Origin of the sequence: Nonomuraea polychroma (genome assembly GCF_004011505.1) — a bacterium.
Taxonomy (GTDB): domain Bacteria; phylum Actinomycetota; class Actinomycetes; order Streptosporangiales; family Streptosporangiaceae; genus Nonomuraea; species Nonomuraea polychroma.
On sequence record NZ_SAUN01000001.1, the window covers coordinates 1,130,541 to 1,143,451 of the forward strand.

Genomic DNA, 12,911 nt, shown 5'->3' on the forward strand with positions numbered 1-12,911 from the left:
CTAGACAACGTTTTCTAACAGCCTCTATTTGAGGCTGCCCAAGGTGACGCCGGAGCGCCAGTAGCGCTGCATGGACACCATCAGGACCACCATGGGGATCAGGGAGACGATCGAGCCGACCACCACGAGCCCGGTCAGGTCCGTGGAGTTGTCCACCTTGACCTTGAGCCACGAGTAGAGGCCCAGCATGACCGTCCACTTGTCCTGGCTGCGCAGGTAGACCAGGGGGCCGAAGAAGGAGTTCCACGATCCCACGAAGCCGAGCAGGAAGATCGTCGCCGCGCCCGTGGACATCAGCCGCGCCCCGATGACGAAGAAGATGCGGTATTCGCCCGCCCCGTCGATCCTGGCCGCTTCCAGCAACTCGTGCGGGATGGCGCCCTCGGCGTAGACCTTGGCCAGGTACACCGAGAAGGCGCTGAAGAAGCTCGGCACGATGATGGCCCACGGCGTGTCGATCATCCGGAGGTCCGTGTAGAGCAGGAAGGACGGGATGGTGAGCAGCGCGTGCGGCACCAGGAAGGAGCCGATGATGCAGCCCATCATCACGCCGCGGCCGCGGAAGCGGTACATCGCCAGGCCGTAGCCGCAGGCGACGCAGATCAGCGTCATGCCCGCGGTCCCGGCGAGGCTGTAGACCACGGTGTTCCACATCCACGTCAGGAAGATGCCGTCCTGGTAGGTGAACAGCTCCCTGAAGTTGTCCAGCAGCCGGAACTCGGCGAACCACAGGCCGCTGGTCGTGTAGAGGTCGCTCTGCCCCTTCGTCGCGGCCACGATCAGCCACCACACGGGCGCCACGGAGTAAACAGTGAAGGCGATCAGCCCGAACAACACCGTGGCCTTCGTACGTTTGCTGTGCGGCGCCACCGGCCGCCGCGGCGCGGAGCCGGTGACGGTACGGCGGTCGAGTGTCGTGGTCATGAGGTCGGCGCCTTGTTCGTGAACCGGTAGAAGATCGCCGACGCCAGGCCGACGACGAGGGCCAGGATGATGGACAGGGCGGCGGCGTAGTTGAAGTCGCCCTGCGCGAAGGCCCAGTCGTAAATGCCCATGATCGGCGTGAAGTCGCGGGTGACGGTCTCCGGCGTCATCGACCGGAAGAGCATCGGGTCGCTGAAGATCTGCAGCGTGCCGATGATGCTGAGCACGGTCGTCAGCACCAGCGACCGCCGGATCAGCGGCACCTTGATCGACCAGGCGATCCGCAGCTCCGAAGCCCCGTCCACGCGGGCGCCCTCGAAGATCTCCCGAGGCACGGCCTGCAACGCGGCGTACACGATGAGCATGTTGAACCCGATGCCGCCCCACGCCATCAGATTGCCGATCGACACCCAGATGAGCTCGCCGCTGTAGAAGTCGGCGTCCACCCCGAACAACGCGAAGAACGGCGTCAGCGGCCCGACATCGGGGCTGTAAAGATAGATCCAGATGAGCGTCGCCACGATTCCCGGGATCATGTACGGGATCAGCAGCGCCAGCCGGAACCGGGCGGCCACCCGCCGCGTGGCGGCGTCGAGCAGCAGTGCCAAGGTGACGCTCGCGACCTGGATGAGCGGGATGCTGATCGCCGCGAACAGCGCCACCCGCCCCATGCCGGCCCAGAACCGCTCGTCGCCCATGCCCTTCAGCAGATTGCCGAGCCCGACGAACTCGATGGTCTTCTCGCCGAACCCGAGCCCGGAGCTCTTGGTCGTGTACATGCTCTCCCGCAGGGCAAGGACGATCGGCACCGCCGTGAACAGCACGAACCCGAGGAAGAACGGGACGGTGAACGAGGCTCCCTTGAGCGCCGCGACCCGCCGCCAGGTCATGGCGGCGGGCGCGGACATGCTGTCAGCCCTGAACATTGATGTTCTTGGCCTTCAGGTCGTCGACCGTGAACTTCTGCATGTGCTCGAGTGCCTCGCGCACCGTGATCTTCTTGGTGACGATCTGCGCCCACTGGTCCTGGAGCTCGGTGAACACGCCGGTGTAGTTGGGGCCGACCACCCAGGGGTCACGGGCGGCCTTGACCGCCTTGAGGATGACGTCCTTGGCCTCGGCGCGGCGCTCGCCGAACAACTTCGCCGGCACCGCCGAGTCGACCCAGGGGCTCGGGTCGGGGATGGCGCCCGGCCAGGCGTACTGCTTGGTGTCCTCCTGGTAGCTGGCGTCGACGGCTTCCTTGCTCGTCGTCATCCAGACGGCCGCCTCGACCGCCTCCTTCACGTTCTGGCAGCCCTTCGGCACCAGGATCGCGCTGCCGTGCGCGTTCGTGACGAACGCGGGGGCGTCGGCGAACTGCGGAAGGTCGATGGGCTGCCAGTCGCCCAGCGACTTCTTGTAGTTGAGCTCGTAGTTGCCCAGCTGCCAGGTGGAGGTGGGCAGGGACACCATCTTGCCCGAGTCGAAGTAGGCGATGAGCGCCGGCCGGTCCTGGTAGGTCTGGTTCGCCACCAGCTCGTTGTCCACCAGCTGCTGGATGATCTCACCGGCCTTGAGCGACTCGGGCGACAGGAAGTCCACCTTCCACGTGTTGCCCTCGACCTTGTACCAGGTGCCGCCGGCCTGCTGGGTCAGGTTGACCAGCGTGGAGGGGTCCTCGCCGGCGAGGTTCATCACGTAGACGCCGTGCTTCTTCAGCTCTTTGCCCGCCGCGATCAGCTCGTCCCAGGTCTTGGGCGGCGCGATGCCGTACTTGTCGTAGACGGCACGGTTGATGATCATGAACGACGGGCCGAACCCTGACGGGACGCCGTAGTAGCGGCCGCCGGCTTGGGCGCCGGCGTAGGCCGCCTCGTTGTACAGGCCCTTCTTGGTGTACGGCGCGAACTCCTCCGTCACGTCCTCCAGCAGCCCTTCACCGGCCAGTCCTGGCACCTCGCCGAAGTTCTTGACCAGGCAGGGCACGTCCTGCTTCGCGGCCACGGCGTTGCGCAGGTTCGCCGCGGTGCCCGGGAGGTCGGCCTGCTTGACCACCTTGAGCTTGATGTGGTTGTGGGTGGCGTTGAACTTCTCGACGACCGGGTCGAGGAATTTGTGCTCGTCCCAGGACCACCAGGTGATGGTGACCGGTCCCTTGCTCTGGGGTGCGGCGGGTTGCTCGCCGCCGCAGCCGGCCAGGGTGACGGACGTCGCGAGGATGGTCACAGCTGCGGCTTTCAGCTGCTTACGGGTCATGAGGACACCTCTCCGTAAGGGGGAACGCACCGCACGGGTCGGCGGGAACGGGGAGTAGGCGGATAGAAAACGGTCTCTACGGAAGTTAGAACCTGGCAGGCGCCCGATGCAAGATGTCATCCGCATAAATCTGGTGTTTCGCAGACTTTGCCGGCCTCGGGCAGGCCGCCGGCCCAGACAACGTTTTCCAAGCTCCCAGGCGGTTCACACCGGCGTAGTCAAGCGGTGAGAAAGGGGCTTGACAGAGTCGGCTGCCGGACGCCGCCGCGTCCACCACCACCGAGCTGTTCGAACGGACCGGTCTGCTGCCGATTCCCTCGTGCTCAACCACCGCAGCGTGCTGCTGGTGTCCATGACGGGCGGCAAAGCTTCTACCGGCGCAGCCTAGATGCCGGTGGTGGCACAGTCTCCAGCCTCACGCCCATACGGTCTTCACGCCCATCCACAGGTGCGGTGTTCGCCGAAGATCGGCGCAGGGCGGCGGCGGCCAGGAGACCTCGGGATCGCTGGAGACGGTCAACTCGATGTTCCTGCAGACGTTCGAGAACGTCATCCGGGTCTTCCCGAGCAGCCCGGGCCGCATGTACACGGTGACCGCCCGCCGCCGTCGCAAAGGCCGGCGCGAGCACCCCGCTCGGCCGCTTGGGCACGGCCGCGCAGGCCGCTGCGACGGCGCTCTTCCTCATGGCCAACACCTACGTCACCGGCCAGGTCATCACGGTTGACGGCGGCCAGAGCTTCGCCTGACCATCATTCACCTGTGTACGAGACGTTCGAGTGACCACCCGCTGACGGCTCGGCGGTCGGGGTTACGGGAGCGGGGCGGCCACGCGGACGTTGTCGAAGTCGACGGCCGCGCGGCCCGTGACGAGCTGCACATACCCGGGCCCGTTGATCGGGTTCGGGTCGGTGACGGTGACGCGGGGCGCCGGGTCCGTGCCGACGAAGGCGCGGATCTCGGCCCCGCGTAGCTCCACCCGGAGCGTCGTCGGTCCGGTGACCGCCGTCCCCGCCCCCGTCGCGATGACGCCCGTGCCGGCCCGGAAGATGTCGACCGAGCCGTTCGGGCGGAGATACACCATGTATCCGGACTGCGGGTAGGCGTCGCCGGGCTTCGCCGTCCGCACCTGGATGCCGCCGAAGGCGGACGACGTGGCGAGCGTCCGGAAGTCGACGCCGACCTCGACAGAGCCATCGGCGATCTTCAGGTCGTCGACGGCGGACTTCCACCCCGTGCGGGTCGTGTCCTGCTGGCGGTACACGCCGCCGGTCACGGTCCAGACGCCGTCGATGGCACTCCACGCCTGGGACGTCGCCTCCGCGGAGGAGAAACTGTCGCGGAACACCACGCCCTGGGCGTCCGGCACGATCTCCACCTCAAAGGTGTCGATCTCGGTCGTCCCCGTGTCACGCAGCGTCTCCGCGGTGACCCGGCACGATCCGGGAAGCGTCGTCTCTCGAATGGTGACCTTCACCTCGCCAGGGCCCGAGGCGGTGGCGTCGCCCGCGAGGCACGGCCCCGAGACCGTCACCTCGGCGATGCTCCGTCCCGAGATCCGTACCGTGAACTCTTGCCCGGCCACGACGCTCGCCTGGCTCGGTGTGGCGGTGACGAGGTCGCGGCCCACGTCGGAGCGGGCGGCCGCAGCCACCAGGCGCGCGGCGTCGCGCCGGCTCAGCACACCTTTGCGGGCGAGCGTCGCGGCGGTCTTCGTGGCGTGGGACACGAAGGCGGCGTGGCTCTCCCATTGCTCGCCGGCCCGCAGCAGGTCGGCCACCGTGCAGCCGGTGCCGTCGTCCGGGTTGGCGACACCGGTGTCCCGGTCGCCGATGAAGACCTGCGCCCGCTCATCCGACCCGGGGCAGGCGTCGTCGACGATCCGGACGTCGTAGGTGAGCCGCCCCGTGGCCTTGAGATCGAGGACCTGCAGGGTACGGTTCCCGTCCGCGACCGGGAAGGCCGACGGCCACAGCGTCGCCGCAGCGGCACCGGTCCACCGGATCTCCACGCTCCGGCCGTCCCGGTTGACGACGAGCCCGGTGGCGCTCTCCGCCGTGGCCCGAGCGCCGACCTGGGCCGTGGCCGGGGAGTCGCCGAGCCATAGAAGCGTGTCGCCCTTCTCCAGCACCAGCGGGATGCGCTCGAAGAACTGGCCGGAACCGGCCTCGACCCGCACCTGGAGCCGGTCCCCGAGGGTGACGGACTTGGACACGGGGCTGCCTGCCGCGGCGTAACGGATCTCCAGCGGGTCGAGGTCGCCCACCGTCGCGGGATCGACGGGGGAGCCGTCACGGAAGAACGTGGGGACGGGCTGGTCATAGGCGTCGACATGCACACCGTCCGCCGCGGTCCAGCCGGTGCCCCACGACAGCTCCGCGTCCACCGGACGGGTCCGCGGAGCGCCGATCTGCGGGGCGTTCTGGCCCTGGACGACGACGCCGAGCTTCGGGTCGTAGAGGTAGTTGAGCCCGAAGCGCTGGTTGTCCCAGAACCCGTACTGGGTGTTGACGTGCTTGCCGAAGCCCATGCCGACGACGTAGCCGGGACGCTTGGCGAAGACGAACTGCTGGCCGGTGGCCGCGTCCGCGCGGTGCTCGGTGTACGGGGCGCCCCCGTACGGGCGGAGCGTGCCGATGGCGGCCCGGCGCTCGGCCGCGGCCGGGTAGTACTCCTCCCGCAACGCGACGTCGCGGATGATCGAAGGATCGAGGTAGGCCCACGTCGGGGCGACGAGCGGCGCGACCGACGTCTGCCACCCCGCCGCGGCGAACGCGGTCCGGCGCTCCTCCATCTCCTCCCGGGTGGCCGAGTAAGCACGTGCCTGCGGGATCACCCCGCCCCAGAGGTTGTTGGACCCGATCGGCAGCTCGCTCGCGTAGTTCCAGCCGCGGTGCCGGGAGTCGATGGCCGTGTTGATGAAATAGCCGTCGAGCCGCTGGTCGTAGAGCAGGTTGTACTGGGCCCAGTCCATGTAACGCGTCTGCATCCGGTCGATCGTCGCCCGCGTCGCCGGGTCGGCCCAGCCGGCGAGGTCCTCCGCCTCGACCTCGAGGCTGTAGCGGTGGGCGACCGTGCCGTCGCGGAAGAAACCGGGCTCGCCCTGCGAGATCCGCTCGTGGTCGGCGAGGCGCTGCTCGAACCTCGCGCGTAACGCCGCGTCGTCGAAGCGGCGCAGGAGCCGGGAGATGCCCACCAGCCCGCCGGCGACCTGGTTGGCGAACTGGGAACCGCGCGGCCCCCAGACCTCCGGGTCCTCCAGGAACCACGTGCTCGCCCTCCGCATGGCCCCGGTCAGGTCGGACACGAGCGCCGGATCCAGCGTGCCGTCGGCGTCGAGGAGCTCCAGCATGATCGCGTACAGTTCGAGCGCGAAGCCCGTCGCGGCCCGCGAATGCACGTCGCCGCCGCCCTGCGGGAACGATCCGTCGGCGTTCTGGGTGCCGAGCAGGAACCGCAGCGCCGCCTCCAGGCGCAGGCGCAGGGCCGCGTCCCGGTGGTACGGGTTCCCGGGGCGGTCGGCGGTGTAGAAGTAGGCGAGCGTGAGGACGTTCTCCATGACCCGCGCGTCGCTGGGGCCCTGCCCCGTCCGCCAGCAGTTGCAGGTGATGTAGCCGTAGTTCGTGGCGCTGTCGTCGTTGACGCTGTTGGCCAGCCGGGCCAGGTTGGCGAGATAGGGCGCGATCTGCTGTTCCAGGCCGGTGAAGTCGGCGAGGTCGATGGTGCTCGGGTCGAGGGCGGCGACCTCGGGCAACGGCCCGGATCCGACCGTGGCCGCGGTGGCGGGGGCGGCCGGGGTCAGCGCCAGGGCAGCGGTGACGGCCACCGACGCGATCCGGCGGCCGCCATGAGCGTGGGAACGTTTCGATCTCATGATCGTGCCTCCAGGATGCGCTGCGGACCGCCATTGTCCAGTTCATGATCGTGAATCGATTCACGTCTACTCGACAGGGCGGAGCGTAGTGACGGCGTTGCGGCCGTGTCAACGGCCTGTTACGAAAGGGCTCCCGGGTGATCGTCGTCGCCCGCGACCGGAAGGGACGTCGCGCGGACCACGAGCTCGGGCTCGAATCGCCCCTTCGTGTCCTGCTCGCTCTCCATGCCCAGCAGGATCCGGACGGCGCTCGCCCCGAGGGCCGCGGAGGGGTGGCGGATGGTCGTGAGCGGCACGATCGCGAAGTCGGCGAACTCTATGTCGTCGTAGCCGACCAGCGAGAGATCCTCGGGCACCCGGATCCCGCCCACGATCAGCCCGTGCAGCAGACCCAGCGCGAGCAGGTCGTTGCCGGCGACGATCCCGTCGGGGAAGCCGGTCGCCGAGCGCCGGAGCAGCGTACGCGCGACCGCCTCGCCGACCTTCGCGGTCTGGACCTGAATCCGGATGATCTCCAGCGCGGCCGGCTCCGGAAACTCGGCGACCGCCCGCTCGGCCCCGGCCAGCCGCAGGTCGACGTGGGGATGCGCGCCGCCGATGAAGACCAGGCGCCGCCGGCCCTGGGCGAGCAGGTGCGAGGCCGCGAGATAGCCGCCCCGCTCGTTGTCGCCGGAGATCGCCGGATAGCTGTGCGGTCCGGGCGCGACGCCGACGAGGACGAACGGCGTGCCGCGCTCCCGCAACCCGAGCAGCTCCGCGGGGACGTCGCCGACCGGAGCGGCGAGGATGCCGCTCACCTGCTGGGACTCGAAGAAGTTGAGGTAGGCGCGCTCGCGGGCGGGGCTCTCGTCGCTGTTGGCGACTAGGATGAAGCGGCCGTGCGCGGCGGCCTCCGCCTCCGCGCCCGCCGCGAGCTCCGCGTAGACGGGGTTGCTCATGTTGGAGACCAGCAGGCCGAGCGCGAGGCTGTGGCCGACCCGCAGGCGCCGTGCCGCGTCGTTGCCGACGTAGCCGAGCTCGTCCGCCGCCTCGAGGACGCGGCGGCGCAGGTCGGGGGAGACCCGGTTCGGCTGGGTGAAGGTGTAGGAGACGGTGGCCCGCGAGACTCCGGCGCGCGCCGCGACATCGCCGACCGTGGCGGCGGACGCGACATCGCCGACCGTGGCGGCGGAACCGTCGGCCTTCTTCGGCGCGGGTCCAGAGGTCATCGGGCTCCTCAGTGCGTACGTCAGCGCCAGTCAGCCTAGCGCATGCGTGAATGGATTCACGAAATACCCTTTCCGGCCCGTGACGCCATTGACACGCCTTCGACGGCACGCGTAACCTGCCCGAAACGCCGTGAATCGATTCACGATCTTGAAGCAGCGGCCGAATGGCGGCCGCGATCCCCCCGCCTCCTCACGTCCCGCAGAACACCTCTGCGCACGGACGCGATCACGGCATCTGCGAGAGGAGTCTCACGTGGCTTTGCCGCATGCCACGACGACACCGCCTGACGTGCGCGAACCCGCCTTCCAGCCCCCTCGGGGCACGCGGGCCCGTCACAAGGTCGGGGTACGCGCGCCGTGGTGGTTCGTCGTACCGGCGATCTCGATCTACCTCTTCGTCGTCGTCGTGCCCAGCGCCCGCGGCGCGCTGTTCTCCTTCACCGACTGGAACGGCCTGCGCCCCGACTGGTCGTTCGTCGGCCTGGACAACTACGCCTCCGTCTTCTCCGACCGCACCGCACGGGACGCGCTGGTCAACACCCTGGTCCTGGCGGCGGTGGCCATGGTGGTGCAGAACGTCGTCGGCCTGCTGCTGGCCCTGGGCGTGAACAGCATGGTCAAGAGCCGCTACGTGCTCCGGGTGATCTTCTTCGCCCCGGTGGTGCTGACGCCCCTGGTCGCCGGGTACGTGTGGAGCTTCCTGCTCTCGCCCAACGGCGCGATCAACGAGGCACTGCATGCCGTGGGGCTGGGCGGGCTGGCGCACGACTGGCTCGGCGATCCGGACACCGCGCTGTACGCGATCGTCCTGGAAATCGTCTGGCAGTTCGCCGGCTACTCCATGGTCATCTACCTGGCGGGGCTGCAGGCGATCCCGGCCGAGGTGCTGGAGGCGGCGACGATCGACGGGGCCGGTCCGTGGAGCAAGTTCCGCAGGGTCGTGCTGCCGCTGCTCAACGGCGCGGTCGTGATCAACGTGATGCTCTGCCTGATCGGCGGGCTCAAGCAGTTCGACCAGGTCATGGCCATGACCGGCGGCGGACCCGGCACCGCCACCGAGACGATCTCGACGGCGATCTACAAGAGCGCCTTCTCGCTCGGCGACTTCCCGTTCTCGATCGCGCTGGCCGTCGTCATGACCGTGGTCATCGCGGTCCTGGCCGCCGTCCAGTTCCGCCTGACGCAGAGGAAGGTCTCCTGATGCACGCGCGATACACCTGGCGGACGCTGCTGCGCGAAGCGAGCCTGATCCTGCTCGCGCTGGTGTTCCTCGTGCCGCTGGTCGGCCTGCTCAACGTGTCACTGAAGCCGCAGGACAGCCAGACCGGCGCCCTCGCCTTCGCGTTCCCACCCACCTTCGACAACTACGGCGCGGCCTGGAACCAGGCCGCTCTGGGCGCGGCGCTGGCCAACAGCTTCCTCATCACGATCGTCAGCGTCGTCCTGATCATCGCCTTGGCGGCGATGGCCGCCTACCCGCTCGCCCGCGTGACCCGCGGCTGGTCGCGGTACACGTTCTTTTTCGTCATCGGCGGCCTGCTCATCCCCGGCCAGCTCGCGCTGCTCCCGTTGTACGCCACCATGCGCGACCTGGACCTGCTCGGCTCGCTCTGGTCGGTGATCCTGATCAACGTCGGGCAGCAGATGCCGTTCTCCGTGTTCCTCTACACGATGTTCCTGCGCGAGCTGCCGCTCGACTACGAGGAGGCCGCGCTGCTCGACGGCTGCGGGCCGCTGCGCTCGTTCGTGACCGTGGTGTTCCCGCTGCTGCGCCCGGTCACCGGCACGGTGGTGATCCTCAACGCGGTCGGCATCTGGAACGAGTTCTTCACCCCGCTGCTGTACCTCGGCGGCAGCGACAACACCACCGCCCCGGTGGCGATCTACGGCTTCGTCAGCCAGTACGTCTCCCAGTGGCCGCTCATCTTCGCCGGCCTGGTGATCAGTGTGATCCCGATCCTCGTCGTCTACTTCGCGCTGCAGAAGCACATCATCAAGGGCTTCGCCGGCGGCCTCAAAGGCTAGGCCCCCTTCACCCCCCTTAGTTCGGAGGACTCTCATGAAATCGGTCAAAACGTTGGCGTCAGCATGCTGCCTGGCCGTCGCGGCCACGGCCTGCTCCACCTCGGGAGGCGGCGCCCCTCCCTCGTCCGGTCAGGTGCTCACGCTGGCCGCCGCGGGCCAGGGCCCTGCGGAGGCGGCGGTGAAGGCGTTCGAGAAGGCCAATCCCGGAGTCACGGTGAAGACGACGTTCACCGAGGACGACGCCTCCTACCAGCAGCAGCTGCGGACCCAGCTGGCCTCGGGGACGGCACCCGACGTGTTCCGCATGTGGCCGGGCGGCGGCAACACCATGGCCGTACGCGACCTCGGCGCCGACGGCATGCTGATGGACCTGTCCGGCGAGAGCTGGGCGGGCGGGCTCAGCGCCGACCTCAAGGCGGTCACCAGCGACCCGGCGGGCAAGGTCACGGCCGTGCCCGTGACGATCGGCGCCATCGGCGCGATCTGGAACGACCAGGCGCTGGCCAAGAGCGGGCTCAGCAAGCCGGCGACGTGGCCGGAGGTGCTGGCCTTCTGCAAGGCGGCCAAGGGCAAGGACGTCGTGCCGTTCGCGCTCGGGCTCAAGTCCGCGTGGGTGACCCAGCTGGTGCCGTACGCGCTGACCGCCTCCCTCGTCTACGGCCCCAACCCCGGCTTCACCCAGCAGCAGAAGGACGGCAAGGCCACCTTCGCGAACTCGGAGTGGAAGCAGGCCATGAACAAATACCTGGAGATGCGCGACGCCGGCTGCTTCAACGACAGCCCCAACGGCGTCGGCTACGACGAGCAGATGCAACTGCTCGGCCAGGGCAAGGCGCTGGGTGCCGTGCACGTGGTGTCCGCCGTGCAGTCCGCGCTCAACTCCGCGCCGCAGGGCACCACGTTCTCGATGAGCCCGTTCCCCGCCACCGACAGCGCCGACGGAACGTACCTGCCGGTGTCGGTCGGCATCGTGTACGGCGTCAACGCCAAGGCCAAGAACCCGGCCCTGGCCAAGAAGTTCATGGAGTTCCTCGCCTCGCCGGAAGGACAGGCGCTGTACGCGACCGAGTCGGGCAGCAGCCCCGCCCTCTCCAGCCCCTCCTTCAAGGCCGACGCGCTGCAGCAGCCGGTGCTCGACGCGGTCAAGGCCGGGAAGTCCACGCTCTACCCGGACCAGGGCTGGCCCAACCCGAAGGTCCAGCAGGAGCACCTGACCTCGATCCAGGAGCTGTTCAACGGAACGGTCGACGTGCCGACGTTGCTCGGCCGCATGGACAAGGCGTTCGGCGAGGGCAAGTGACCGGCATGCGTCATTCGGGGGGCCCGGTGGAGGCGTGCCTGTGGATCACGCCCAAGATCTTCGACGACCTGCGTGACCCCGCGCCCGGCGTGGAGGCGTTCTTCGACCACCACGCCGAGTGGCTGGCGGACCGGCCGGTCACGGTGGTCTTCTGCGCGGGCAACGGCGACCACGTGCTGAACTACGCGGGCCCCGCGTCCTGGGACGACCGCTTCGACTGGGCCCGCTACAACTGCTTCGCCCTGGCTCCCGGCGGGCCCGCCGCCAGTGCCAGGGCGCACAACCGGGACTGGCTGGCCCGGGTCCGCGACGGCGGCGAGCGCTCGGCCAACCCGTACTCCGCCGGGCCGATGTTCATCCTCTCCGAGCAGCCGATGGACTACCGCACGCTGGCCGGGATCTACGCGGCCATACGCGCGGAGGCCTCGCGGCGCGGGCTCCGGGTGAACCTGCTGGAGTATCTGGAGCCTGGGCCGGAGTTCTGCCGGAGCGAGTGGAAGACGGCACGGCACCCGGAGGTGGCCGCCGGCACCGCCGACGCCGGTGGTCACCTGGTCCCGGGCGTGATCGACGTCACGGCGGCGCTCTCGGCCGACGCCCGGCCGTACGCCGCCTTCCCCGGCGGCATCCCGGGCGGGTTGCCGGCGGGGGATTTCGTCGCCGCCCAGACGGCCGCGTTCGTCGCCGACTTCGGGCTGGACGGGGTCATGCTCGGCAACCAGTTCGGCCTGATCGGGTTCTGGCATCCGGACAACGCGCCGCCGCTCACCCCGGAGCGGTCGGCCGGGATCGAACGGTTCTTCCTGCGGCTGCGCGAGGCCATGGGGGAGGGCCTGGTGTATTGGATGGACACCTATTGGCGGGCCGAGGTGGAGCGGTCGGCCTGGGGGATGACCGACGCCGCCTACCGGTCGCTCGACGCGATCCTGGTCAGCACGTTCGCCGTGCTGGTGGAACGTACCGAGATCGTGCCCAACCTGCTGAGCAAGGCCGCGCTCGGCGGGCCGCGGACGCTGCTCGGGCTGGACTTCGTCGACCCCTGGTACTGGTACCGGACCTATCTCGACGACCGGCGCACCTACCTCTACCAGCGGGAGGTGCTGGCCGCGCACGCCGCCTCCGTGGCAGGCGTCTCCTTCTTCGCCAACGACACCTTCGGCCACTTCGTGCCGGAACCCGAGCTGTCCTTCACCCTGGAGATGGTGAGAAAGGCCGAGTACGGCTGACCCGCATGCCTACGTCCCGGCTTTGGGCATGCGGGTCGCAGCGCCGCGCGCCTCCGGCCACGTCCGCCCGCCGTGCCGCGCGCTTAGGGTCGCGTCGGGCCGCTGCTCCGCGCGGCGG

At 69.1% G+C, this 12,911-nt stretch carries 10 protein-coding genes and 1 pseudogene; 5 read left to right on the plus strand and 6 right to left on the minus strand.

Features of this window, described 5'->3' with window-relative positions; all coding sequences use genetic code 11:
* Window positions 1-24: 24 nt before the first annotated feature.
* The 4 genes from EDD27_RS05020 to EDD27_RS53945 all read right to left on the minus strand — a co-directional run bounded on the left by EDD27_RS05020 (window position 25) and on the right by EDD27_RS53945 (window position 3,715).
* Complete coding sequence (locus tag EDD27_RS05020) at window positions 25-924, minus strand: carbohydrate ABC transporter permease (RefSeq protein WP_127931302.1); 900 nt, start codon at window positions 922-924, stop codon at window positions 25-27.
* On the minus strand, window positions 921-1,832 hold the full coding sequence (locus tag EDD27_RS05025) for a carbohydrate ABC transporter permease (RefSeq protein WP_206641252.1): 912 nt from the start codon (window positions 1,830-1,832) through the stop codon (window positions 921-923). The genes EDD27_RS05020 and EDD27_RS05025 overlap by 4 nt, the downstream gene beginning before the upstream one ends.
* 4 nt (window positions 1,833-1,836) lie before the next feature.
* Window positions 1,837-3,162: an ABC transporter substrate-binding protein gene (locus tag EDD27_RS05030; RefSeq protein ID WP_164903484.1), complete on the minus strand. Its 1,326-nt coding sequence runs from the start codon at window positions 3,160-3,162 to the stop codon at window positions 1,837-1,839.
* Window positions 3,163-3,577: 415 nt separating this feature from the next.
* Entirely contained in the window at window positions 3,578-3,715 is a 138-nt protein-coding gene (locus EDD27_RS53945) for a hypothetical protein (RefSeq protein ID WP_164903485.1), read from the minus strand.
* A 65-nt stretch (window positions 3,716-3,780) separates the two neighbouring features.
* On the opposite strand from EDD27_RS53945, the pseudogene EDD27_RS05035 reads away from it, so the two are divergent.
* A pseudogene (locus EDD27_RS05035) lies at window positions 3,781-3,909 on the plus strand (SDR family oxidoreductase); the annotation flags it as partial.
* Window positions 3,910-3,971: 62 nt separating this feature from the next.
* On the opposite strand, the gene EDD27_RS05040 reads toward EDD27_RS05035, so the two are convergent.
* Both EDD27_RS05040 and EDD27_RS05045 read right to left on the minus strand, forming a co-directional pair.
* Window positions 3,972-7,034: a prenyltransferase/squalene oxidase repeat-containing protein gene (locus EDD27_RS05040; RefSeq protein WP_127931305.1), complete on the minus strand. Its 3,063-nt coding sequence runs from the start codon at window positions 7,032-7,034 to the stop codon at window positions 3,972-3,974.
* 119 nt (window positions 7,035-7,153) lie between these two features.
* Entirely contained in the window at window positions 7,154-8,242 is a 1,089-nt protein-coding gene (locus EDD27_RS05045; protein WP_127931306.1) for a LacI family DNA-binding transcriptional regulator, read from the minus strand.
* 253 nt (window positions 8,243-8,495) lie between these two features.
* Between EDD27_RS05045 and EDD27_RS05050 the strand changes: the two genes are divergently transcribed.
* The 4 genes from EDD27_RS05050 to EDD27_RS05065 are packed head-to-tail and all read left to right on the plus strand — an operon-like array spanning window position 8,496 to window position 12,793.
* The gene (locus tag EDD27_RS05050; RefSeq protein ID WP_206641253.1) at window positions 8,496-9,443 is read left to right on the plus strand and encodes a carbohydrate ABC transporter permease; all 948 of its coding nucleotides are present in this window, start codon (window positions 8,496-8,498) and stop codon (window positions 9,441-9,443) included.
* Complete coding sequence (locus tag EDD27_RS05055; protein WP_127931307.1) at window positions 9,443-10,267, plus strand: carbohydrate ABC transporter permease; 825 nt, start codon at window positions 9,443-9,445, stop codon at window positions 10,265-10,267. Before EDD27_RS05050 ends, EDD27_RS05055 begins: the two co-directional genes overlap by 1 nt.
* 34 nt (window positions 10,268-10,301) lie before the next feature.
* Window positions 10,302-11,567 (plus strand): ABC transporter substrate-binding protein, encoded by a 1,266-nt coding sequence (locus EDD27_RS05060; RefSeq protein ID WP_127931308.1) that lies wholly within the window; start codon window positions 10,302-10,304, stop codon window positions 11,565-11,567.
* A gap of 5 nt (window positions 11,568-11,572) precedes the next feature.
* Window positions 11,573-12,793, plus strand: a complete 1,221-nt coding sequence (locus EDD27_RS05065) for a type 1 periplasmic-binding domain-containing protein (RefSeq protein WP_127931309.1) — start codon at window positions 11,573-11,575, stop codon at window positions 12,791-12,793.
* The last annotated feature ends 118 nt before the right edge of the window (window positions 12,794-12,911 follow it).